General features: G+C 64.1%; 20 protein-coding genes. 10 read left to right on the top strand and 10 right to left on the bottom strand.

All coding sequences use genetic code 11. The features are described from left to right. Positions 1-6 precede the first annotated feature (6 nt). The 4 genes from OEG79_RS04880 to OEG79_RS04865 form a co-directional block, all read right to left on the bottom strand. Positions 7-942 carry a glutathione S-transferase family protein gene (locus OEG79_RS04880; protein ID WP_264147690.1) on the bottom strand — a complete coding sequence of 312 codons (936 nt, stop codon included), beginning with the start codon at positions 940-942 and terminating at the stop codon, positions 7-9. A gap of 64 nt (positions 943-1006) precedes the next feature. Then, positions 1007-1288: a GIY-YIG nuclease family protein gene (locus OEG79_RS04875; RefSeq protein ID WP_264147689.1), complete on the bottom strand. Its 282-nt coding sequence runs from the start codon at positions 1286-1288 to the stop codon at positions 1007-1009. Further along, a complete protein-coding gene (gene pcsA / locus OEG79_RS04870) occupies positions 1285-2004 on the bottom strand; it encodes a phosphatidylcholine synthase (protein WP_264147688.1) in 720 nt (239 codons plus the stop codon). The genes OEG79_RS04875 and pcsA overlap by 4 nt, the downstream gene beginning before the upstream one ends. 101 nt (positions 2005-2105) lie before the next feature. Next, positions 2106-2576 (bottom strand): nuclear transport factor 2 family protein, encoded by a 471-nt coding sequence (locus OEG79_RS04865; RefSeq protein ID WP_264147687.1) that lies wholly within the window; start codon positions 2574-2576, stop codon positions 2106-2108. Positions 2577-2740: 164 nt separating this feature from the next. On the opposite strand from OEG79_RS04865, the gene OEG79_RS04860 reads away from it, so the two are divergent. Further along, entirely contained in the window at positions 2741-3700 is a 960-nt protein-coding gene (locus tag OEG79_RS04860; protein WP_264147686.1) for a GlxA family transcriptional regulator, read from the top strand. Positions 3701-3746: 46 nt separating this feature from the next. On the opposite strand, the gene OEG79_RS04855 is transcribed toward OEG79_RS04860, so the two are convergent. From OEG79_RS04855 to OEG79_RS04840, 4 genes are all read right to left on the bottom strand, one after another. Then, positions 3747-4508, bottom strand: a complete 762-nt coding sequence (locus tag OEG79_RS04855; protein ID WP_264147685.1) for an amino acid ABC transporter ATP-binding protein — start codon at positions 4506-4508, stop codon at positions 3747-3749. 155 nt (positions 4509-4663) lie between these two features. After that, complete coding sequence (locus OEG79_RS04850; protein WP_264147684.1) at positions 4664-5761, bottom strand: amino acid ABC transporter permease; 1098 nt, start codon at positions 5759-5761, stop codon at positions 4664-4666. A gap of 9 nt (positions 5762-5770) precedes the next feature. Continuing rightward, positions 5771-6955, bottom strand: a complete 1185-nt coding sequence (locus OEG79_RS04845; RefSeq protein WP_264147683.1) for an amino acid ABC transporter permease — start codon at positions 6953-6955, stop codon at positions 5771-5773. Positions 6956-7052: 97 nt separating this feature from the next. Next, the gene (locus OEG79_RS04840) at positions 7053-8081 is read right to left on the bottom strand and encodes an amino acid ABC transporter substrate-binding protein (protein ID WP_264147682.1); all 1029 of its coding nucleotides are present in this window, start codon (positions 8079-8081) and stop codon (positions 7053-7055) included. A 478-nt stretch (positions 8082-8559) separates the two neighbouring features. Here OEG79_RS04840 and OEG79_RS04835 point away from each other — a divergent pair, with 478 nt between their 5' ends. From OEG79_RS04835 to OEG79_RS04810, 6 genes are all read left to right on the top strand, one after another. Beyond that, on the top strand, positions 8560-9219 hold the full coding sequence (locus OEG79_RS04835; RefSeq protein WP_264147681.1) for an alpha/beta hydrolase: 660 nt from the start codon (positions 8560-8562) through the stop codon (positions 9217-9219). A gap of 23 nt (positions 9220-9242) precedes the next feature. Then, positions 9243-11144, top strand: a complete 1902-nt coding sequence (locus tag OEG79_RS04830) for an acyl-CoA synthetase (RefSeq protein WP_264147680.1) — start codon at positions 9243-9245, stop codon at positions 11142-11144. A gap of 179 nt (positions 11145-11323) precedes the next feature. Beyond that, positions 11324-12262: a GGDEF domain-containing protein gene (locus OEG79_RS04825; RefSeq protein WP_264147679.1), complete on the top strand. Its 939-nt coding sequence runs from the start codon at positions 11324-11326 to the stop codon at positions 12260-12262. 96 nt (positions 12263-12358) lie between these two features. Further along, on the top strand, positions 12359-13522 hold the full coding sequence (locus tag OEG79_RS04820; RefSeq protein WP_264147678.1) for a dipeptidase: 1164 nt from the start codon (positions 12359-12361) through the stop codon (positions 13520-13522). 110 nt (positions 13523-13632) lie between these two features. After that, positions 13633-15081, top strand: coding sequence for an ATP-dependent RNA helicase RhlB (gene rhlB, locus OEG79_RS04815; RefSeq protein ID WP_264147677.1), 1449 nt, complete (start codon positions 13633-13635; stop codon positions 15079-15081). A 143-nt stretch (positions 15082-15224) separates the two neighbouring features. Beyond that, positions 15225-15656: a hypothetical protein gene (locus OEG79_RS04810; RefSeq protein WP_264147676.1), complete on the top strand. Its 432-nt coding sequence runs from the start codon at positions 15225-15227 to the stop codon at positions 15654-15656. 15 nt (positions 15657-15671) lie between these two features. Here OEG79_RS04810 and OEG79_RS04805 read toward each other — a convergent pair whose 3' ends face one another. Continuing rightward, complete coding sequence (locus tag OEG79_RS04805; RefSeq protein WP_264147675.1) at positions 15672-18035, bottom strand: DNA polymerase II; 2364 nt, start codon at positions 18033-18035, stop codon at positions 15672-15674. A 211-nt stretch (positions 18036-18246) separates the two neighbouring features. Here OEG79_RS04805 and OEG79_RS04800 point away from each other — a divergent pair, with 211 nt between their 5' ends. Genes OEG79_RS04800 through OEG79_RS04790 form a run of 3 tightly spaced genes read left to right on the top strand, consistent with a single transcriptional unit; the run spans position 18247 to position 19943 of the window. Then, entirely contained in the window at positions 18247-18675 is a 429-nt protein-coding gene (locus OEG79_RS04800) for a group II truncated hemoglobin (protein ID WP_264147674.1), read from the top strand. A gap of 1 nt (position 18676) precedes the next feature. Continuing rightward, positions 18677-19015: an FKBP-type peptidyl-prolyl cis-trans isomerase gene (locus tag OEG79_RS04795; RefSeq protein ID WP_264147673.1), complete on the top strand. Its 339-nt coding sequence runs from the start codon at positions 18677-18679 to the stop codon at positions 19013-19015. Continuing rightward, the gene (locus OEG79_RS04790) at positions 19008-19943 is read left to right on the top strand and encodes a class I SAM-dependent methyltransferase (RefSeq protein ID WP_220805103.1); all 936 of its coding nucleotides are present in this window, start codon (positions 19008-19010) and stop codon (positions 19941-19943) included. The genes OEG79_RS04795 and OEG79_RS04790 overlap by 8 nt, the downstream gene beginning before the upstream one ends. Positions 19944-20056: 113 nt before the next feature. Here OEG79_RS04790 and norR read toward each other — a convergent pair whose 3' ends face one another. Next, positions 20057-21607 (bottom strand): nitric oxide reductase transcriptional regulator NorR, encoded by a 1551-nt coding sequence (norR, locus tag OEG79_RS04785; RefSeq protein ID WP_264147672.1) that lies wholly within the window; start codon positions 21605-21607, stop codon positions 20057-20059. Between the last annotated feature and the right edge of the window lie 16 nt (positions 21608-21623).

Genomic DNA, 21623 nt, shown 5'->3' with positions numbered 1-21623 from the left:
CGTGCATCAACGCGCCTCGATGCGGAAGCCCAGGCGCGGGAAGTGCACATGCACCACGCCGGCGCGCTCATCCTCACGACGCAGGATCAGCTCATCGCGCCCGGCATGCAGCAGCTCGCCATGCACCGGGTCGACACCATAGTCCACCGCGGCAATGCTCACAGACTGCCCAGCCTCGAAACCATTGGGGTCGATGAATGCTTCGTCCGGCAGCGCCGCCGGCGTTGCCTCACGCGCCACGGCAATCGCCTGCTCGCTGCTCATCTCGCTCAACGAGCCATGACCGAAGCTCATCACCCGGGCGAGCCAGGCGGCAATCTCGGGGTAGTCGTCGACCAGCTGCGAGGTGACCGGCGTGCCGCGCAGGAACCACAGGCAATGAGCCACGGAGAAGTCGGCGTGCGATGGTTCAGCGAAAAGGAAATCACCCTGCTCGCGCTGCAACTGGCATTGCAATGCCCCCATCAGCGCCGGCCACTGATGCCTGGCCTGCTCCAGCGAAAGGCGGCTCACGCTGCCACTGGCAAACAGCGCACTGCGGTCGGCGGCAAAGGCCTTGGCGAACTCGGGCGGCACCTTGGCGAAGCGCAGCGCCATGGACTCGGGCTGGAACACCAGCGCCACGGCATGCTGGAACAGTACGGAGTCGGCCCACTGCGAGAGCAGGCTGACATTGAATTCCTGCCCTTCGGGAAACAGCGCAGGCGTGGTCTTCTCGGCCTCCAGGCGACGAGCGATCAGCGCGGTATCGCAATAGATGTCGGCGCCGATCTGCAGCACCGGCGTCTTGCGGTAGCCGCCGGTCAACGCGGTCAGGTCCGGCTTGGGCATCACCGGAGGGATCATCACCGAGCGCCATGACAGTTGCTTGAAGCCCAGCATCAGACGGGCCTTCTCGGCGAATGGCGAGGTCGGGTAATGGTGCAGGATCAACTCGTGCATGGTGCGCTCCGCGTCGGTTCGAAAGCACCCAGCTTACCCGCCAGCCCGAGGCAGGCACACTGTCTCAGGCTGATGGAGGGCCATCAACAGCCAGAATGAGCGCCTCCTTGGCGCTCTTGCTCAGGCGTTTTATCGCCCGCTCGCGCCGCAAGGCATCACCCTTGCCGGCACAGGCCTCGACATAGACCAGCGCCAGCGCCGGGCTGGTGTGGAAGAAGCGCGCGCCCTTGCCACTCTGGTGCTGGGCGAAACGCCGCTGAGGATCATCGCTGATGCCGCAATACAGGGCGCCATTGGCGGCGCGCACCAGATAGGCGAACCAGGTTTTGTCGATTGCTGCCGTCATCCGCGTGCCGGGAACCACTCACGCGCCGAACGCCACAGGCACATGCCGACGAAGTAGGCCGACGCCAGCCACCACAGGGTCAGCAGCCAGGGCTGGTTGGCAGGGTGCTGCACAATCAGCAATGCGCTGGAGAGCATCCAGACGAAGGTCACCAGGATATTCAGCGGCATGAACTGACGCACACGGAACGGGTGCAGGAACTTCATCTTGGTCAGGGTCAGCCCCGCCAGCAGCACGATGATGCCCAGCGACGCCCAGGGATGGATGTCGAGTATGTAGAAATACAGCACCACCACATTCCAGGCGGCAGGGAAGCCGACGAAGTAGTTGTCTTTGCTCTTCATGTTCAGGTTGCAGAAGCAGAACAGCGACGACACCAGAATCAGGCCGACGGCGAAAAGCGCGGTGTATTCGGGGAGCGGGATGAAGCGATAGAGGAAGATCGCGGGGATGAATACGTAGGTGAGGTAATCGATCACCAGATCCAGCGTGGAACCATCGAAATGCGGCAGCACGCCCTTGACGTCGTAACGCCGCGCCAGGGAACCATCCAGCCCATCGACCAGCAGTGCCAGCCCCAGCCACATCAGGCATTGTTTGGGCTGGCCGTCGAGGACAGCCAGCAGCGCCAGCAGGGCGAGAATCACACCACTGGCAGTGACGGCATGCACCCCCCAGGCCTTGGCCTGTTTTACGGCTACGATCAGTTCGGTCACGGCAGGTCTCGATTGACAGTGGAAATGCGGCACCCGATGTGCGCACTCTCATTATTGAAGGCTAAGACCGGCTAGCCTACCACTGCGTTCCTTCGCCCGCCTCAGCGTGAAGCGCGGAATTGGGACAGTCCGCGTGCCGCTTGCCGACGAATGGCAGCCTGGACCGGCGGAGCCCAGCCCAGCAGCAGCCCTTTGCCCCCCAGCGCCTGACGTGCCCAGCGCCAAAGATCGAAGTGATCGCGGTGCTCGGCGATCAGCCCGTCACGGAAAACGAAACGCGCCCGGATATGGTTGACCACCAAACGGCCCGTGGCGCTGAAACGGTAGGTGGCGACCCAGCGCGCGCTGCCGGCATGATCATCGGCCTGCACCGAGTCGAAGGTCAGCGAAAAGTCTTCGGCGCGGCTGCAGAGCATGCGCCACATATCGCCCACCTCGGTGCCACGCAGGTCGGTGAAGACCGGGTCGGAGAAACGCACGTCCTCGGCGTAGCAGGCCGCCATGGTTTCGGCATCGAGTTTCTGGAAAGCGCTGTAGAAATGCTGGATCAGTTCGGCATTGGGGTGACTCATGGGGCGCTCCTGCCACGGTGACGCCAGAGGCCAGCCGCTCAATCGCGGCCACCTGACGCACATGTATGGATGGAGCCTAGTCTGTCCAGCGAAACCCCAAAGGGCGATTGGCTATATCGAAAACTTTGTGTCAATAATCGCCAATCCTTTCTCGAGACCATCCCATGCTCCGCGTGGCCCTGTACGTCTGCCCACAGACTGTCTGCTCCAGCCTGAGCATGGCGCAGGACGCCTTCTCCCTGGCCAATCACCTGGCTGGTACTCCTCGTTTCCTGCTGCAGCGCTTCAGCCTTGATGGTGAGCCGGTACAACTGGACTTTGCCCTGATCCAGGTCGATGGTGGCCTGCAGTTGGCCGAACAGGCCGACCTGCTGATCGTGCCCGCCACCGGCAGCGTCATCAGCAAGACCCTCGAGAGCAACGCCAGTCTCCTGCCCTGGCTGGCTCGACGCACCGACCAGCAACTAGCAAGCCTGTGCAGCAGCGCCTTCCTGCTGGCCGCCGCCGGCCTGCTCAACGACCGCCTGGCAACCACGCATTGGGCACTGGCCGAGGCCTTCGCGCGGCGCTTCCCCCAGGTGCGGCTGCGCAGCGACCTGCTGCTGACCGAAGACGGCCCGCTGTTCTGCTCGGGTGGCGCCCAGGCCGGACTCGATCTGTGCCTGCATCTGATCGCCCTGCACGCGGGCGAATGGCTGGCCCAGCAGGTGGCCAGCACCATGGTGATCGAACGTCAGCGCGGCACGCAGATGCGTTTCGCGCCGCTGTTGCCCACCACCGATGACAGCACATTGCAGCCACTGCTGGCCTGGCTGCACGAGCATCACGCCGAGGCGATCGATCTGAATCGCCTCGCCCAGCAGGCGCACTGCTCACCGCGCACGCTGCTGCGGCGCTTCCGGCAGGCCACCGGCCTGACACCCGGCGACTACCTGCAACGCCTGCGCATCAGCCTGGCGCAACAGGCACTGGCCGGAAGCAGGCAATCGCAGGAACAGGTCGCCAGCCAGATCGGCTTCGCCGACCGCGCCACCTTCGCCAAGCGTTTCAAGCAGCTGTGCGGGGAAACGCCCGGCGCCTTTCGCAAACGCATGCAGCGCAGCATCCAGCACCAGAGCCAGTAAGGAAAAGGGAGCCCGAAGGCTCCCTTTCCGATCTCGCAGCAGCGACTCAGTGAATGATCTGGCTGAGGAACAGCTTGGTGCGCTCGTTCTGCGGATTGGTAAAGAAGGTGTTGGGCTCGGCCTGCTCGACGATCTCGCCCCTGTCCATGAAGATCACCCGGTTGGCCACGGTGCGGGCAAAGCCCATTTCGTGGGTCACGCAGAGCATGGTCATGCCGTCTTCGGCCAGGCCGATCATGGTATCCAGCACCTCTTTGACCATCTCCGGATCGAGTGCCGAAGTCGGCTCGTCGAACAGCATGATCTTCGGCTTCATGCACAGCGCACGGGCAATCGCCACCCGCTGCTGCTGACCACCGGAAAGCTGCCCCGGATACTTGTTGGCCTGCTCGGGAATACGCACCCGCTCAAGGAAATGCATGGCGATTTCCTCGGCCTGACGCTTGGGCATCTTGCGCACCCACATCGGCGCCAGCGTGCAGTTCTGCAGCACCGTCAGGTGGGGGAACAGGTTGAAGTGCTGGAACACCATGCCCACTTCGCGACGAATCGCCTCGATGTGCTTGAGATCGTTGGTCAGCTCGGTGCCATCGACCACGATGCGCCCCTGCTGGTGTTCCTCCAGACGGTTGATGCAGCGGATGGTGGTGGACTTGCCCGAGCCGGACGGCCCGCACAAGACGATACGCTCGCCCGGTTGCACGCTGAGGTTGATGTCCTTGAGCACGTGGAACTGGCCGTACCACTTGTTCACGCCCTGCAGCAGGATCATCGGCTCGGCGCTGGGTTGCTTGTTGACTTCACTCATAATTCACTCCTCTCGAGGAGCTGGTTCAGGATCTGGCGAGCTGGAGCCAGGCAAGGCGAAAACATTCGGGGGAGCGGAATGTACGGTTGTACATGAACATCCCGGGAGTGTTTTCAACGCCGCCTGGCCGACGCGCAGCAGATACTGAACAGCTCCTAACGCTTGTGGCCGGTATCCAGCTTTCTCTCCAGATGCATGGAGTAGCGGGACATACCAAAACAGAAAATCCAGAAGATCAGTGCGGCGAACACGTAGCCCTCGGTGGCCATACCCAGCCAGGAAGGATCGGTGGTCGCCTGCTTGATGCTGTTGAGCAGGTCGAACAGACCGATGATGATCACCAGGCTGGTGTCCTTGAACAGGGCGATGAACACGTTGACGATGCCGGGAATCACCAGCTTGAGCGCTTGCGGCAGGATCACCAGCCCCATCATCCGCCAGTAGCCCAGCCCCATTGCCGCAGCCGCTTCGTACTGGCCTTTGGGGATGGCCTGCAGGCCGCCACGCACCACTTCGGCGATGTAGGCAGACTGGAACAGGATCACCCCGATCAGGGCGCGCATCAGCTTGTCGAAGTGCATGCCCTCGGGCAGGAACAACGGCAGCATCACCGAGGACATGAACAGCACGGTAATCAGCGGCACACCGCGCCAGAACTCGATGAAGGTGACGCAGATGACCTTGATCGCCGGCAGGTTGGAACGTCGCCCCAGCGCCAGCAGGATACCCAGCGGCAAGGCACCGGTAATGCCCACGGAGGCGATCACCAGGGTCAGCATCAGGCCGCCCCACTGGCTGGTGGAAACCACGCTCAGGCCGAATACGCCACCGTGCAGCAGGCACCAGGCGATGACCGGGTAGACCACCAGGAACACCAGACCGTAAAGCGCCTTGCGCGGCATCTGCGGCACGAACAGCGGCGCAGCGCCGATGATCGCCAGCCATAGCGTGGCGTCCACGCGCCAGCGCAGTTCGCTGGGGTAGAAGCCGTACATGAACTGGCCGAAACGCTGCTGAATGAACACCCAGCAGGCGCCTTCCTTGGTGCAGTCGGCACGCGTGGTACCAACCCAGTTGGCATCGATGATCGCCCACTGCAGCAGCGGCGGGATCACCAGCCAGAGCAGATAGATGGCGAAGATGGTCAACAGGCTGTTGAACCAGTTGGAGAACAGGTTGGCACGGAGCCAACCCAGCACGCCGACGCTCATGCGCGGCGGCGGCAGATCCGGTTTAAACGTATGAGTCTGCATGGCTGCTCCTTACCGCTCAGTCAGCGCGATGCGCTTGTTGTACCAGTTCATCAGCAGAGAGATGCTGATGCTGATGGCGAGGTACACGCTCATGGTGATGGCGATCACCTCGATGGCCTGCCCGGTCTGGTTGAGCACCGTACCGGCGAACAGCGAAACCATGTCCGGATAGCCGATACCCGCCGCCAGGGACGAGTTCTTGGTCAGGTTCAGGTACTGGCTGGTCAGTGGAGGAATGATCACGCGCAGTGACTGCGGGATGATCACCAGGCGCAGGGTGATGCCGGGGCGCAGGCCGAGCGAGCGTGCCGCCTCGGTCTGCCCATGGCTCACCGCCATGATTCCGGAGCGCACGTTCTCGGCGATGAAGGCTGCGGTGTAGATGGTCAGCGCCAGGGTCAGCGCCATCAGCTCAGGGATCAGCACCCAGCCGCCGCGGAAGTTGAAGCCGGTGAGTTCCGGCACGCTCCACACCAGCGGGTTGCCGTCAATCAGAATCGCCAGCGCAGGGATGCCGACGATCATCGCCAGCGACGTCCACAGCAGCGGGAAGATCTTGCCGGTGGACTCACGCCGCGCCTTGGCCCAACGCCCGAGTACGACGATGGCAACGATGGTCGCCAGTAGCACCACGGCGAACAGACCGAAGCTCTCCGATGGCGACGGCGCCGGCATGTACAGGCCGCGGCTGTTGAGGAAGAAGACTTCCCCGAGGTCCAGGCTCTGGCGCGGTCCGGGCAGGGTCAGGAACACCGCGAAATACCAGAAGAGAATCTGCAGCAACGGCGGAATGTTGCGGAAGATCTCGATGTAGACCGTCGCCAGCTTGCTGATCAGCCAGTTGGGCGACAGCCGCGCGATACCGAGCAGAAAGCCCAGGATGGATGCCAGCACGATACCGATGACCGACACCAGCAAGGTGTTGAGCAGGCCGATGATGAACACACGCCCGTAGGAGTTGCTCTCGGAATAATCGATCAGGTGCTGAGCGATGCCGAAGCCGGCACTGTTGTTGAGGAAGCTGAAGCCGGAAATGATTCCGCGCTTCTCAAGGTTGGCCTGGGTGTTCTGGAATAGGAACCAGCCGAGTGCCACAACGGCAACCACGGCAATGATCTGGAACAGCCACGCACGCACCTGCGGATCGGTCAAAAGCGATCCACGTGGGCGCGGGGCATTAGCGGTCGTGTGCATAACAGCCCTCGTTGAACCTCCGGTTCGCTGCAGCGAACCGGGGATTCATGTAGTCGGAAACGACAACGGCAGGCCCAGGGCCTGCCGTTGTGGATGGTCAGCGCACTGGCGGCGCGTATTGCAGACCACCCTTGTTCCACAGGGCGTTGAGACCACGCTCAATCTTCAGTTCGCTGCCGGCACCGACGTTGCGATCGAAGGCTTCACCGTAGTTACCCACTTGCTTGACGATCTGAACAGCCCAGTCTTTCGGCAGTTTCAGATCCTTGCCGAACTCACCTTCGGTACCCAGCAGACGTGCAACGTCGGGGTTCTTGGTGTTCTTCGCGGTGTCTTCGACATTGGCCGAAGTCACACCCAGCTCCTCGGCGTTGATCATGGCGAACAGCGACCAGCGCACGATGTCGAACCACTCCTCGTCGCCCTGACGGACGGACGGGCCGAGCGGCTCCTTGGAGATGACTTCCGGCAGTACGACGTAGTCGTCCGGGTTGGCCAGCTTGATGCGCTGTGCGTACAGCTGCGACTGGTCGGAGGTCAGAACGTCGCAACGGCCGGCTTCGACCGATTTGGCGCTCTCGTCGGAGGTATCGTAAGTGATGGGGGTGTACTTCATGCCGTTGGCACGGAAGTAGTCGGAGAGGTTCAGCTCAGTGGTGGTACCGGCCTGGATGCACACGGTGGCGCCGTCCAGTTCCTTGGCGCTGGAAACGCCCAGCTTCTTGTTCACCAGAAAGCCCTGGCCATCGTAGTAGGTCACGCCGGTGAAGTTCAGGCCCAGAGCCGCATCGCGCGAGCTGGTCCAGGTGGTGTTGCGCGAAAGGATGTCGACTTCGCCGGACTGCAGCGCGGTGAAGCGCTCCTTGGCGGTCAGAGGGCTGTACTTGACCTTGCTGGCGTCACCGAAGACCGCGGCTGCAACAGCGCGGCAGACGTCGACGTCCAGCCCCAGGTAGTTACCTTTTTCATCGGCGTAGGAGAAGCCAGGAAGACCGTCGCTGATACCGCACTGCACGAAGCCTTTCTTCTGCACTGCATCCAGGGTGGCGCCTGCCTGAGCAAAGCCACTGACACCGAGCACAGCTGCGGTGGTCAGTACAGCCAGGGTGGATTTCACCATCTTCATCAAAAACCTCCAGTTGCTCTTGTTGTGTTGGAGTCTCCGTCCGCCTTCCCCACCCTTTTGAGGCACGCGACCCGCTGGCAGCAACGGCATCGACAAGAAGTTCGAACGTCAGGCTGGAGTCTAGTCGGCATTTCCCTCTGCTGGCCAACTGCTCCTGCCCAGCCCATTGGTTGAATGGGCCTGAGACGGATCGTCATCCGCCTGGGCGTTTCATCACCCCGACGGTCTAGTTAGGAACCCCACACAGCAGATTCCTGCCTGGTGAGCAGTGCGCACTGGCACAGTGTTACCGTTAGCGCACCGCGTCGTCAGTCCGGCTGAGTCGTAGCAAGCCCCGTACCAGTACATGGCGAATTGCCGCAGGCACAGGGGTCAAGAGCAAAAGATTCACCCGTGCGACAACTTGTTCACAGATTAGCCACGCCTTGAGCGGGGGCTCGCCCCAAATCGATGCACCCGCACCACACTGGAGCTACCAATGACCGCACCCATGATCCTGCAGCCCCCACAAACTGCCGATGCCAGCGTGATCTGGCTACACGGGCTGGGAGCTGACCGCTACGACTTCCTGCCGGTCGCCGAGATGCTGCAGGAACGTCTGCCCAGCACGCGTTTCGTCCTGCCGCAGGCACCGACCCGCCCGGTCACCATCAATGGCGGCTGGAGCATGCCTAGCTGGTACGACATCCTCGCCATGAGCCCGGCACGCGCCATCAACCAGACCCAGCTGGAAGAGTCCGCCGACCAGGTGATCGCCCTGATCGAAGCCGAGCGCGAAAGCGCCATCGCTGCTGAACGCATCGTCCTGGCGGGTTTTTCCCAGGGCGGCGCGGTGGTACTGCACACCGCCTTCCTGCGTTATCCGCAGCCCCTTGGCGGGGTACTGGCGCTGTCGACCTACGCGCCGACTTTCAGTGACGACATGCAGCTGGCGGATACAAAAATACAACTGCCGGTGCTTTGTTTGCATGGCAGATTCGACGACGTGGTGACACCCGACATGGGGCGCGCCGCGTACGACCGCCTGCGCGCCAGTAGCGTGCAGGTGCAATGGCGCGACTATCCGATGAGCCACGAGGTTCTGCCGGAGGAGATTCGCGATATCGCCGAATGGTTGGGCCAATTGCTAGCCGACTGACGAACCGAAGGGATGCACGATAAATGAACACAGCACCTCTGATTCGCACCCTGCAGGATATCCAGCAGATCGAGAGCACGCCGTTGAGCGAGCGCGGCCTACCCGCCAGTACATTCGAGCTGATCCGCCGCACGGCGCTGGCCACTCCGGATGCACCGGCGCTGTCGTTCATCCTGCAGGGCACGGCAGAAGAAACCGCGCTGCGTCTGAACTATGCCGAGCTGCTCGGCAAGATCACCCAGACCGCCAACGCCTTTCACCGCCTGGGCCTGCGTCCGGGCAAGGCGGTCTCCTTCCTGCTGCCCAATCTGCCTCAGACGCACTACACCATCTGGGGCGGCGAAGCGGCGGGCATCGTCAATGCGATCAACCCGCTGCTCGATCCCGAGCACATCGCCGAACTGATCCATGCCTCCAGTTCCGAGCTGCTGGTGACCCTGGCGCCCTTCCCCGGCACCGATCTGTGGAGCAAGGTCGAAGCCCTGCGAGATCAGTTGCCGGAACTCAGGGCGATTCTCTGCGTGGACATGGCCAACCTGTTGCCGGAACCGCAACGCAATGCAGTCAGGGCTCAACGCGGCCCGCTGCCAGATGGCGTGCTGGACTTCGATGAAACCATCGCAGCCTGCCCCGCCGACCAGCTGGAAAGCGGGCGCGTGATCGCAGCCGACGACATCGCCAGCTACTTCCACACCGGCGGTACCACCGGTACACCGAAGCTGGCGCCGCACAGCCACGGCAACGAAGTGGCCATGGCCTACAGCATGAACCTGGTGACCCGCTTCGGCCCCGGCGACGTGACGCTCTGCGGTCTGCCGCTGTTTCACGTCAACGGGGTGATCGTCACCGGGCTGACGGCCTTCATCGGCGGCGCCGAGGTCTTGCTGGCCACGCCGCAGGGCTATCGCAACGGCACGCTGATCAGCAATTTTTGGAAGGTCATCGAACGCCACAAGGTCAGTTTCTTCAGTGGCGTCCCCACCATCTATGCCGGCCTGCTGCAGGTGCCCAGCGAGGGGCATGATCTGTCCTCGCTGAAGTACGCACTGTGCGGCGCCGCCCCGATGCCCGTGGAGCTGATCCGTCAGTTCGAGGCCAAGACCGGGCTAACCCTGATCGAAGGCTACGGTCTGACCGAAGGCACCTGTGGCAGCTGCGCCAACCCACCGGACGGAGAGCGTCGCCCCGGCTCCATCGGCCTGCCGATGCCCTACTGCGAGGTTCGCATAAAGGTGCTCGACGAGCAGGGCCGTTACGTTCGGGATGCCGCGCCGAATGAGATCGGCAACCTGTGCATCCGCGGCGCCACGGTGTTCATGGGTTATCTGCAGGCCGGCAAGAATGCAGGCATCTGGGTCGATGGTGACTGGTTCAACACCGGCGACCTCGGCCGCGTCGATGCCGATGGCTATATCTGGCTGACTGGCCGCAGCAAGGATCTGATCATCCGCGGCGGCCACAACATCGACCCGCAGATGATCGAGGAAGCCCTGCACAAGCATCCCGCCGTGGCCCTGGCGGCGGCCGTGGGCAAACCGGATGAAAAGGCCGGCGAACTGCCGGTGGTCTACGTGCAGTTGAAGCCGGGCAGTCAGGCCAGCGAGGCGGAACTGCTGGAGCATGCCGCCGCCCATATTCCCGAGCGGGCCGCAATTCCCAAGAATGCATGGATCATCGACGCCATTCCGCTCACTGCGGTAGGCAAGACCTTCAAGCCGGCCCTGCGCTTCGATGCCATTGCCCGTGTCTATGAGGCTGCCGTCAGCGAGCTGGAACCGGCGGCACGTGTCGAGGTGCTGAGCGATGACAAGGCCGGGCAACTGGCTCACATCCACTTGCCGAATCAGGATCAGGCATTGGCTGAGGCCATCGCCGAGCGCCTGGCCGGCTATGCGGTGGGTCATCGCATTCACTTCGCGGCGTGACCCCGAGCGGGCAGGGACGCGCGCCAGTTAACAGCTTGGTAATTTCGCCCAACCACTGGTCGGCCGGAGCATTGCCACGCCCTGGGCGCGGGAATAATGTCGGCCTATCCGTAGACTCGACATGGAGCGTTGGTGGCGCCCTCAGGCCTATTCCCCCGGCCAGGCCCGACGAGATTGCAATGAAACCGGCGCACTGGCAGGCAGACCTGCAGCAAGTTCGACAGTTGCGACTCTTTCAGAATGTCGCCACCAGCAGTCTCGATCAACTGCTGCGGGAGTTTCGCGCCTGCCAGCTGGAAGCAGGTGAAGTCTTGCTCTCCCCCTTCAACCGTAACCAGCACCTCTATCTGCTGATCGAGGGCCAGTTGCGCGTCTACCTGGGGTCGCTGGACAACCAGGCCGTGAGCACCCTCGAAGTCGGCGACTGCGCCGGTGAAATCAGCTTCATCGACAACGAACACCCTTCCGCGTACGTGGTAGCCGAGCGCCCCTCAATCGTCCTGCGCCTGCACCGCGAGTCCCTGGTGGCGCTGTTCCAGCAATCCCCGCAGCTGATGCAGAACCTGCTGGAGCTGCTCTGCGACCGCGTGCGCAAGGGCAACCGGCAGATTCTCGACAGCGAACAGAACGCCAACGTCGATACGCTCACCGGCTGCTTCAACAGACGCTGGCTGGAGCACGTATTCGAACGCGAGAGCAGCCGCTGCACCTTCAACGATGAACCCATGTCACTGCTGATGCTCGACGTCGACCACTTCAAGGCCTACAACGATCAGCACGGCCACCTGGCCGGCGATTACGCCCTGTGCCTGGTGGCGCACACCCTGAACAGCCAGCTCCGGCCCAAGGACAGTCTGGTACGTCTCGGTGGCGAGGAGTTCGTCATCCTTCTTCCGGAGATCGCCGCCGAGGCCGCACGCAGCATCGGCGAGCGTCTGCGCGTCAGCCTGGAACAGGTCGACTCCTTCTATTCGCCCGTTGGAGTACTGCCCGGCATCACCATCTCCATCGGCCTGGCGCAGATGCAGCGTCAGGACAGCCTGCAGGGCCTGATCGCGCGAGCCGATGCGGCGCTGTACCAGGCCAAGCAGAAAGGGCGCAATCGTCTCTGCGGCTGAGCGCCTTGCAGCGCCCGCCTCCCTGAGCGCAGGACGACCATGGGCCTCTTTCCCTGCTAGAGTGCCCAGCATAACAACATGCCCGGATGGCTACTCATGCGCAAACTGCTGATCGCCCTGCTTCTGCTGGTTCCCCTCTCCGCACTCGCCGTGCTCGGTCTGCCTCGGGTGATCGACGCCCAGATGAACAGTGTCGCCAGCCCGCCGCCCTATCCGGCCAGCGCCAGCGCGCAAAAGTTGCACCAGGGCCTGTTCGTCGCCGACCTGCACGACGACGCGCTGCTCTGGGAGCGCGATCTGCTCAAGCGCTACGACTATGGCCATTCCGACCTGCCGCGCATGCTCGAAGGCCGCCTCGGCCTGCAGGTGTTCTCCACCGTGACCAAGACGCCGCGCGGCCTGAACGTCGAGAGCAATGGCGCCGACAGCGACAACATCACCCTGCTGGCCATGGCCCAGCGCTGGCCGCGGGAAACCTGGAAAAGCCTGCTGCAACGCGCGCTGTACCAGGCGCGGAAACTTCAGGACGCTGCTGCCGACAGCGACGGCCGCCTGATACTGATCCGCACCCGCGCCGACCTGGCGAGCTTCATCGACGTCTGGAACACGGACCCACGACGCGTCGCAGCCCTGCTCGCCACCGAGGGTCTGCAACCCATCGAGGGCAAGCTGGAGAACATCGATGTCTTGTATGACGCAGGCTTCCGTATCGCCGGCCTGACCCACTTCTTCGACAACGAAGTCGGCGGCTCGGCCCACGGCCTGGAGAAAGGCGGGCTGACGCCACTGGGCCGCCAGGTGATCACCCGGCTGGAAGAAAAGTCCATGCTGGTGGACCTGGCACACGCTTCACGCCCGTTGATCGATGATGTACTGGCCATGGCCAAACGCCCGGTGCTGGTCTCGCACACCGGAGTCGAAGGGACCTGCCCCGGCACACGCAACCTCAGCGACAAGCATCTGCAGGGCATAGCCGCCAGCGGCGGAGTGATCGGCATCGGCTACTGGAGCACGGCCGTGTGCGACACCTCGGTCGCCGCCATCGTCAGGGCCATCCGCTACGCTGCCGACAAGGTCGGGGTCGAGCATGTCGCTCTGGGCTCGGACTTCAACGGCACCGTACACACGCCTTTCGATGTCACCGGCCTGGCGCAGATAACCGAAGGCCTGCAAGGCGCCGGTTTCGATGACGACGCCATCGCCGCGATCATGGGTGGCAACGTTCAGCGCCTGTTGCTGGCCAGCCTCCCGGAAAAATGACGCACTGACCACGCTGCACGCTTGACAGACGCGAGCGAAGCACTTCGCCACGCCCGCGTCTTGCATTACACTGGCGGGCGTTCACTCCTTAACCAGTCGATGAGAAGCCCGTGCTCAAAGCACTCAAGAAAATGTTCGGCAAAGCCGAAGACGAGCAGCCACAACCAGCGCCGTCACCCGCAGCAGCGCCCGCCCAGAAGCGCGGCGCCGACGACAAGCGTCCCCGCAAGAACAAACCCGCCCGCAGCGCCAGCGAGACCGCAGGCGACAGTTCGACGCCGCAGCAGCCGCGCCCGCCGAAAGCCGACAAGCCGCGCCGTGAGCGCCCGGCCAAACCGGTGGATACCTGGAAGCTGGAAGACTTCGTGGTCGAGCCGGCCGAAGGCAAGACCCGCTTCCATGACTTCAAGCTCGCCCCCGAGCTGATGCATGCCATCCACGATCTGGGCTTCCCCTACTGCACGCCGATCCAGGCCGGCGTGCTGGGCTACACCCTCAAGGGGCAGGACGCCATCGGCCGTGCCCAGACCGGCACCGGCAAGACCGCCGCCTTCCTCATCTCAATCATCACCCAGCTGCTGCAGACCCCGCCGCCGAAAGAGCGCTACATGGGCGAGCCGCGCGCGCTGATCATCGCGCCAACCCGCGAGCTGGTGGTGCAGATCGCCAAGGATGCCAAGGAACTGACCAAGTACACCAAGCTCAACGTCATGAGCTTCGTCGGCGGCATGGACTTTGACAAACAGCTCAAGCAGCTGGAATCGCGTTTCTGCGACATCCTCGTGGCCACCCCGGGCCGTCTGCTGGACTTCAACCAGCGCGGCGAAGTGCACCTGGACATGGTCGAGGTGATGGTGCTCGACGAAGCCGACCGCATGCTCGACATGGGCTTCATCCCGCAGGTACGCCAGATCATTCGCCAGACGCCGATGAAGGGCGACCGCCAGACCCTGCTGTTCTCCGCCACCTTCACCGACGACGTGATGAACCTGGCCAAGCAGTGGACGGTCAACCCCGCCATCGTCGAGATCGAGCCGGAAAACGTTGCCAGCGATACCGTCGAACAGCACGTCTATGCGGTCGCCTCAGCAGACAAGTACAAACTGCTGTACAACCTGATCACGCAGAACGCCTGGGACCGGGTGATGGTCTTCGCCAACCGCAAGGACGAAGTGCGCCGCATCGAAGAGCGCCTGACCCGCGACGGCGTCAGCGCCGCGCAGATGTCCGGTGACGTGCCGCAGCACAAGCGCATCAAGGTGCTCGAAGGCTTCCGCGCCGGGCATATCCGCGTACTGGTGGCTACTGACGTTGCAGGCCGTGGCATCCACGTCGACGGCATCAGCCACGTGATCAACTTCACCCTGCCGGAAGACCCGGACGATTACGTGCACCGCATCGGCCGTACCGGCCGTGCCGGCACCAGCGGCACCTCGATCAGCTTCGCCGGCGAGGACGACGCCTTCGCCCTGCCGCCGATCGAAGCGCTGATCGGCCGCAAGATCCAGTGCGAGATGCCGCCGGACGAACTGCTCAAGCCGGTGCCGCGCAGGCACTGACCGGCTCGGCAGAACAGAAAAGGCGAGGCCATCCGGCTTCGCCTTTTTCATTGATAAACCTGGGTCCGATACGCCATGCAGCAACGCACTTGCCCTCTCTCCCAGCCCGGGGCAGCGATACCCAATCCGACGTACCTCTCGCCATGTCAGGCGCAGTGATCCGGCTGTTGCAGGGCTTGCTCCTGCTGCCCACCAGCGCACTATTCATCGGCTTGCTGACCTACCGCCTGCAGCAGGGAGGCCTCGGCCTGGCGTGGCCGCTACCGACCGAGCCGGACGCTCATGTCGCCACCGAACTGGCGCTGGCCTGCCTGCCGGCATTCGTACTGTTCCTGTTCGGCACGTCCGCGGGGGTGTTGCGCAAAGGCGCCATCCTGCCGTTGTTTTGCCTGTGCGTCGCCGTCGCGGCCTACTGCGCGGTCAATCTGCTCGCCAGCGCCTACGGCAACACCTGGACCGCGGGTGAGATCTTCCGCGAGCTGTATCTCGGACAACTGACGCTGCTGGGCCTGGCCGCGCTGCCGGCCCTGCTGCTGATGGGGCTGCTGGAGCACCACAACCGCCTGTGCCAGTGATCACGCCCGAGACGCTCAGAACAGCCCCAACTGCCCATCCACCAGCCGCTCGAACTCGCCGCCAACGAACGGCAGGATGGCGTCGGCCACCGGTTTCAGCTGACGGCTGATGTAATGCTCGTAATCCACCGGTGACAGCAGGCGCTCCAGCGGTTGCGGCCCACCGGTGGTGATCAGGTAGCTGATCCAGCCGCCGCGCTGGTACTGCAACGGCCGGCCCAGACGCTGGTTGTGCTCGTCGGCCAGACGCGCGGCGCGCACGTGCGGCGGCACATTGCGCTGATAGTCGTCGAGACGCCGGCGCAGGCGCTTGCGATAGACCAGCAGCTCATCCAGCTCACCGGCCAGGGTGCGTTTGACGTAATCTCGCACGTACTCTTCATAGGGCTGGCCGGCGAACACCAGGCGATAGAGTTCCTGCTGAAAGCGCTGGGCCAGCGGCGACCAGTCGGTACGTACCGTTTCCAGGCCCTTGAACACCATGCGCTCGCTGCCATCGACCTCACGCACCAGACCGGCGTAGCGCTTCTTGCTGCCCTCCTCGGTGCCACGAATGGTGGGCATGAGAAAGCGCCGGTAGTGGGTTTCGAACTGCAGCTCCAGGGCGCTGGTCAGGCCGTACTCCTGCTGCAGGTGCCCACGCCACCAGGCGTTCACCCGGGCCACCAGCGCGCGGCCGATGCGCGCCGCCTCATCCTCGTCATGAGCACGGCCGAGCCAGACGAAGGTGGAGTCGGTGTCGCCGTAGATCACCGCATACCCCTCGGCCTCGATCAGCTCGCGGGTACGCTTCATGATCTGGTGCCCGCGCAGGGTGATGGAGGATGCCAGACGTGGGTCGAAGAAGCGGCAACCACTGGAGCCGAGCACACCGTAGAAGGCGTTCATGATGATCTTCAGCGCCTGCGACAGCGCCGCGTTGCCGTCGCGCTTGGCCGTCTCACGGCCCTGCCAGACGCGCTCGACGATGGCCGGCAGGCAATGCCGGGTGCGCGAGAAGCGCGCACCGCGAAAGCCTTCCACCGAGTGTTCGTCATCCGGCTGGTGCAGCCCCTCGACCAGGCCCAGCGGGTCGATCAGAAAGCTGCGGATGATCGACGGGTACAGGCTCTTGTAGTCCAGCACCAGCACCGAGTCGTACAAGCCGGGGCGCGAATCCATGACGAAACCGCCGGGGCTGTTCTCGCCGCGAATGTCGCCAAGGTTCGGCGCGACGTAGCCCAGACGGTGCATGGGCGGCAAATACAGGTGGGTGAAGGCCGCCACCGAACCACCGCTGCGGTCGGCCGCCAGGCCGGTAACGCTGGAGCGTTCGAGCAGGAACGCGAGCAGATCGGTATGGGCGAAGATGCGCGTGACCAGCTCGCAGTCCTTGAGGTTGTAGCGCGCCAGCGCCGGCTTGTCCTCGTCGAACATGCGCTGGATCTCGTCCATCCGTGCATAGGGCGTGTCGATCGCCTTGCCCTCGCCGAGCAGGGTCTGCGCCACCGATTCGAGGCTGAACGAGGAAAAGCTCCAGGTCGCCGAGCGCAGCGCCTCGATGCCGTCGATGATCAGCCGCCCGGCCGCCTCGGCGAAGTAGTGCTGGCCGCTGTTGTGCTGGCGCCAGCCCATCACGTCACCGCCACGCCCCAGCAGCAGCGGCACCTTGAGTTGCTCGGCATGATCGCGCAGTACGCGCAGGTCGAACTGCACCAGGTTCCAGCCGATGATGGCGTCCGGATCATGCCGCTGCAGCCAGTCATTCAGGCGTTCGAGCAACAACTGGCGGCTGTCGCAGTACTCCAGGTCGAAATCGACGATGCCGGCGTCGCCATTGGCCGGACCGAGCATGTACACCTGACGCTGGCCACAGCCTTCCAGGGCGATGGAATACAGCTCGCCATGGGCACTGGTCTCGATATCCAGCGATACCAGGCGCAGCGCCGGGCGGTAATCGGCGGCGGGTTTGAGCGACCGGCACAGCAGGCTGCCGTCCGCCTGCTCGACGCCCTCGAAGCTGACGGAGGCGGTGATGAAACGCTCCATCAGGTAGCGATCCGGCGGACGGATATCGGCCTCGTACACATCGACGCCGACCTGACGCAGCTTCTTCTCCAGCTGCAGCAACTGGCGGTACTGGCGGCAATACAGGCCCAGCACCGGGCGACGCCTGAAGTCGCGCAAGGAAAGCGGACGCAGCTCCACGCCCTTTTCATTGCGCAACAATGGCTCGGCCCAGGCACGCTGCTCGGCGGGGATGAAGGCGACAGTCTCCTGGCACGGCAGGCGTACTTGGCGCGGGCCGGCATCGGTCGCCAGCCAGAAGGCCACCTCGGTGCCGTTCGGCGTGTCGCGCCAATGGCGGCTGAGCACGAAGCCTTGCTGGGGTTGCGTCATCATCTTTTCAGGCAAGCACGATCTGCCCCCTCTCCCGCTTGCGGGAGAGGGCTGGGGAGAGGGTGTGAGCTTTTCCCCTTTCCCCCGGCCCCTCTCCCATGAATGGGAGAGGGGAGAAAACAGCCTCTGCAGGTGCCCATCACCTCAAACCAAACTGGCCGGCCATTCTACGCCAGCGGTTACAATGGCGCTTTTACCGCGGAACAGCTCAATGAGCAGCACACCTCCCTACGGCACCGGCGATGCCTCCTACCAGGCCGCCGGCGGCATCGACGGCCTGCGCCGACTGGTCGACGACTTCTACCGACTGATGGACGAGCGCCCCGAAGCCGCTGCACTGCGCGCGTTGCATCCGGCGGACCTGAGCGCCTCACGCGACAAGCTGGCGTGTTTCCTGAGTGGCTGGTTGGGCGGGCCGCGCCTGTTCGCCGAAAAATACGGCAGCATCAGCATTCCGGCCTTTCATGCGCAGTGGCCAATCGACCAGGCGCTGGCGGAAAGCTGGCTGAGCTGCATGGCCGGTGCCATAGCCCTGCAGAATTATGAGCCGGCTTTCGCCGACTACCTGCTGACCCAGCTGCGCGTTCCCGCCGAACGCTCCGTGCAGGCCAGCCAAAACCGTCATCGCAAGGAACCCTGACATGACTGACGAACTGATCATCGAAGACCTGCAACCCGGCGACGGCAAGGCCGTGGTAAAGGGCGCCCTGATCACTACCCAGTATCGCGGCTGGCTGGCCGACGGCAGCGAGTTCGACTCGTCCTTCTCGCGCGGCAAGCCGTTCCAGTGCGTGATCGGCACCGGCCGGGTGATCAAGGGTTGGGATCAGGGCCTGATGGGCATGCAGGTGGGCGGCAAGCGCAAGCTGTTCGTCCCGGCGCACCTGGGCTACGGCGAGCGCAGCATGGGGGCGATTCCGCCCAACTCCGACCTGACCTTCGAGATCGAGCTGCTGGAAGTGCTGACCCGCGATGACTGACGCCGCCCTCGTCACCCTGCGCGAGCATCTGCTGCAGGCGCTGGACAACCACCCCGGCAGCGAAACCCGCCGCCTGTTTCACGGCCGCGGGCGCTGCTGGCCGGGTCTGGAGCAGATCACCGTCGACTGGCTGTCCGGCATCGTTCTGGTGATGCTGTTCCGCGAGCCATCGCCCGCGCTGCGCCCGCTGCTGCTGGAGTTGCTGGCAACAGCGCAATGGCAGGCCAGCGGAGCGCGCGGGCTGCTGCTGCAGCACCGCTACGTACAGGGCAGCGAGAGCGAATGGCTGGCCGGCGAGCCGCAGGCGCAGTGGCCCATTGTCGAGGACGGCCTGCACTACCTGCTCGATCTGGGCAGCAAGCAGAACAGCGGCCTGTTCCTCGATATGCGCCTGGGCCGCCAGTGGGTGCGCGGGCAGGCCGCCGGCAAACGCGTGCTCAACCTGTTCGCCTATACCTGCGGCTTTTCGGTGTCCGCCATCGCCGGCGGTGCCGAGCGCGTGGTCAATCTGGATATGGCCCGTGCGGCGCTATCACGCGGGCGCGACAACCATCGCCTGAACGGGCACGACCTGGGGCGGGTGGAATTTCTCGGCCACGAGTTGTTCAAGTCCTGGGGCAAGGTACGCAAGAGCGGGCCGTACGATCTGGTGATCATCGACCCGCCGAGTTTTCAGAAAGGCAGCTTCGCCCTCACCCAGGACTACTGCAAGATTCTCCGGCGCCTGCCGGAACTGCTCAGCGAGCAGGGTACGGTGCTGGCCTGCGTCAACGCCCCGGATATCGGTCCGGATTTCCTCATCGACGGCATGGCCGCCGAAGCGCCGCAACTGCGTTTCATCGAGCGCCTGGACAACCCGCCGGAGTTTCCCGACATCTCGCCGGAGAGCGGCCTGAAGGCGCTGGTATTCCAACTGCAGCCCGGATGAACTCCGGGAATTGCCGGCCCCGGATTGCATCCGGGCTACGGACAGATGCCGATCACCTGGGAGGGGCTTCAGCCGCGACGTCAAATCGCGGCTAAAGCCCCTCCTACAATCCGCTACCGAATGCCCAGGCGCCTGGCCAGGCGGCTGAGGTTGGCGCGATCCACCCCCAACTCGCGCGCCGCGTCGGCCCACTTGCCCTGGTGACGTTCCAGGCACTGCTCGATCAACCTGCGCTGGAAGGCGTCCACCGCCGCACGCAGCTCCACGCCCGCCGGCATCACCTCACCGGGCGCCAGTGCTTCGTCGATCAGGGGCGACGCCTCGGCCATCGGCAGATCCAGGTCCTGCACGTCCAGGCTGAGAATGCGCGGGCGCTCGCCATGGCGGGCCAGCGCCTTGATCGCCGCACGGCCGATCAGATGCTCCAGCTCACGCACGTTGCCCGGCCAGTCGTGGCCCAGCAGCGCCTTCTGCGCCTCCGTACTCAGGCGCAGGCTGCGCAAGCCGAGCCGGGCGCGGTTCTCTTCGAGAAAGTAGCCGGCCAACAGCAGCACGTCGCGACCGCGCGCGCGCAGCGGCGGCACCGGCAACGGATAGACGCTCAGACGGTGATAGAGGTCGGCGCGAAAGCGTCCGGCACGCACTTCGGCCGCCAGGTCACGGTTGGTGGCGGCAATCACCCGTACGTCGACGCGGTGTTCACGATCAGAGCCGACGCGCTGCAACTGGCCGCTCTGCAGCACGCGCAGCAGCTTGGCCTGAATCGCCAGCGGCAACTCGCCCACTTCGTCGAGGAACAGGCTGCCGCCATCGGCCAGCTCGAACTTGCCGCTGCGTTCGTTCATCGCCCCGGAGAAGGCACCGCGCACATGGCCGAACAGCTCGCTCTCCACCAGCGCATCGGGTAACGCCGCACAGTTGATGCTGACCAGTGGCCGCTGCGCACGCGGCGAAGCGGCGTGGATGGCTTCGGCCACCAGCTCCTTGCCGACGCCGGTTTCACCGGTGATCAGCACGGTCAGCGGGCTATCGCCGACCAGGCGAATCTCGTCCTGCAGCTTGCGCAGCGCCGTGCTCTGTCCCACCAACTCGCGCGGCTGCTGACGGGCCTGCTTGTACAGCTCGGTGAGCTGGCGCTCGGCCTCAACCCGCTGTGCCAGGCCGCTGATGCGCTCGCTGACCTTGACCGTCGCCGCCGCCAGGCTGGCGAATGCATCGAGGCTGTCCAGATCGAGCAGGCCGAAACTGGCCGGATCGAGCGAGTCCAGGGTCAGCAGCCCCCAGAGCTGCTCGTCCAGATAGAGCGGGCAACCGAGGCAATCGTGCACTTCAAGATGGCCATGCAGCCCCTCGACCAGTCCGTCGTAGGGGTCGGGCAAGCCACAGTCTGCGGCGAAACGGGTCGGCCCGGCATGTTCCAGCAGCGCGGCCAGGCGCGGATGCTCGCTGACCCGGAAGCGTCGGCCCAGGGTGTCGGGGCTCAGCCCCTCGACCGCGAGCGGCACCAGCACCTCGCCGTCGAGTCGCAGCAGCGCCACGGCATCGCAAGGAAAGAGCTGGCGCAAGGCGGCGAGCAGGCGACGGTAACGCTCGCCATCACCCAGATCTCGGGACAGATCGGCGACCAGAGGAATGAGGGTTTCCAGCAGAGGATTTGCGGTCATAAAGACTACTCATTGT

The organism is Pseudomonas sp. Z8(2022) (genome assembly GCF_025837155.1).
GTDB lineage: Bacteria > Pseudomonadota > Gammaproteobacteria > Pseudomonadales > Pseudomonadaceae > Aquipseudomonas.
The sequence above is the reverse complement of the archived record's forward strand: the minus strand, read 5'-3'. Positions and strand labels throughout refer to the sequence as shown.

What these genes read in the sequence shown, in the direction of transcription:
- OEG79_RS04880 (WP_264147690.1), bottom strand. Translation starts at nt 942, where the DNA reads ATGCACGAGTTGATCCTGCACCATTACCCGACCTCGCCATTCGCCGAG.
- OEG79_RS04875 (WP_264147689.1), bottom strand. Translation starts at nt 1,288, where the DNA reads ATGACGGCAGCAATCGACAAAACCTGGTTCGCCTATCTGGTGCGCGCC.
- OEG79_RS04865 (WP_264147687.1), bottom strand. Translation starts at nt 2,576, where the DNA reads ATGAGTCACCCCAATGCCGAACTGATCCAGCATTTCTACAGCGCTTTC.
- OEG79_RS04860 (WP_264147686.1), top strand. Translation starts at nt 2,741, where the DNA reads ATGCTCCGCGTGGCCCTGTACGTCTGCCCACAGACTGTCTGCTCCAGC.
- OEG79_RS04855 (WP_264147685.1), bottom strand. Translation starts at nt 4,508, where the DNA reads ATGAGTGAAGTCAACAAGCAACCCAGCGCCGAGCCGATGATCCTGCTG.
- OEG79_RS04850 (WP_264147684.1), bottom strand. Translation starts at nt 5,761, where the DNA reads ATGCAGACTCATACGTTTAAACCGGATCTGCCGCCGCCGCGCATGAGC.
- OEG79_RS04845 (WP_264147683.1), bottom strand. Translation starts at nt 6,955, where the DNA reads ATGCACACGACCGCTAATGCCCCGCGCCCACGTGGATCGCTTTTGACC.
- OEG79_RS04840 (WP_264147682.1), bottom strand. Translation starts at nt 8,081, where the DNA reads ATGAAGATGGTGAAATCCACCCTGGCTGTACTGACCACCGCAGCTGTG.
- OEG79_RS04835 (WP_264147681.1), top strand. Translation starts at nt 8,560, where the DNA reads ATGACCGCACCCATGATCCTGCAGCCCCCACAAACTGCCGATGCCAGC.
- OEG79_RS04830 (WP_264147680.1), top strand. Translation starts at nt 9,243, where the DNA reads ATGAACACAGCACCTCTGATTCGCACCCTGCAGGATATCCAGCAGATC.
- OEG79_RS04825 (WP_264147679.1), top strand. Translation starts at nt 11,324, where the DNA reads ATGAAACCGGCGCACTGGCAGGCAGACCTGCAGCAAGTTCGACAGTTG.
- OEG79_RS04820 (WP_264147678.1), top strand. Translation starts at nt 12,359, where the DNA reads ATGCGCAAACTGCTGATCGCCCTGCTTCTGCTGGTTCCCCTCTCCGCA.
- OEG79_RS04810 (WP_264147676.1), top strand. Translation starts at nt 15,225, where the DNA reads ATGTCAGGCGCAGTGATCCGGCTGTTGCAGGGCTTGCTCCTGCTGCCC.
- OEG79_RS04805 (WP_264147675.1), bottom strand. Translation starts at nt 18,035, where the DNA reads ATGACGCAACCCCAGCAAGGCTTCGTGCTCAGCCGCCATTGGCGCGAC.
- OEG79_RS04800 (WP_264147674.1), top strand. Translation starts at nt 18,247, where the DNA reads ATGAGCAGCACACCTCCCTACGGCACCGGCGATGCCTCCTACCAGGCC.
- OEG79_RS04795 (WP_264147673.1), top strand. Translation starts at nt 18,677, where the DNA reads ATGACTGACGAACTGATCATCGAAGACCTGCAACCCGGCGACGGCAAG.
- OEG79_RS04790 (WP_220805103.1), top strand. Translation starts at nt 19,008, where the DNA reads ATGACTGACGCCGCCCTCGTCACCCTGCGCGAGCATCTGCTGCAGGCG.
- norR (WP_264147672.1), bottom strand. Translation starts at nt 21,607, where the DNA reads ATGACCGCAAATCCTCTGCTGGAAACCCTCATTCCTCTGGTCGCCGAT.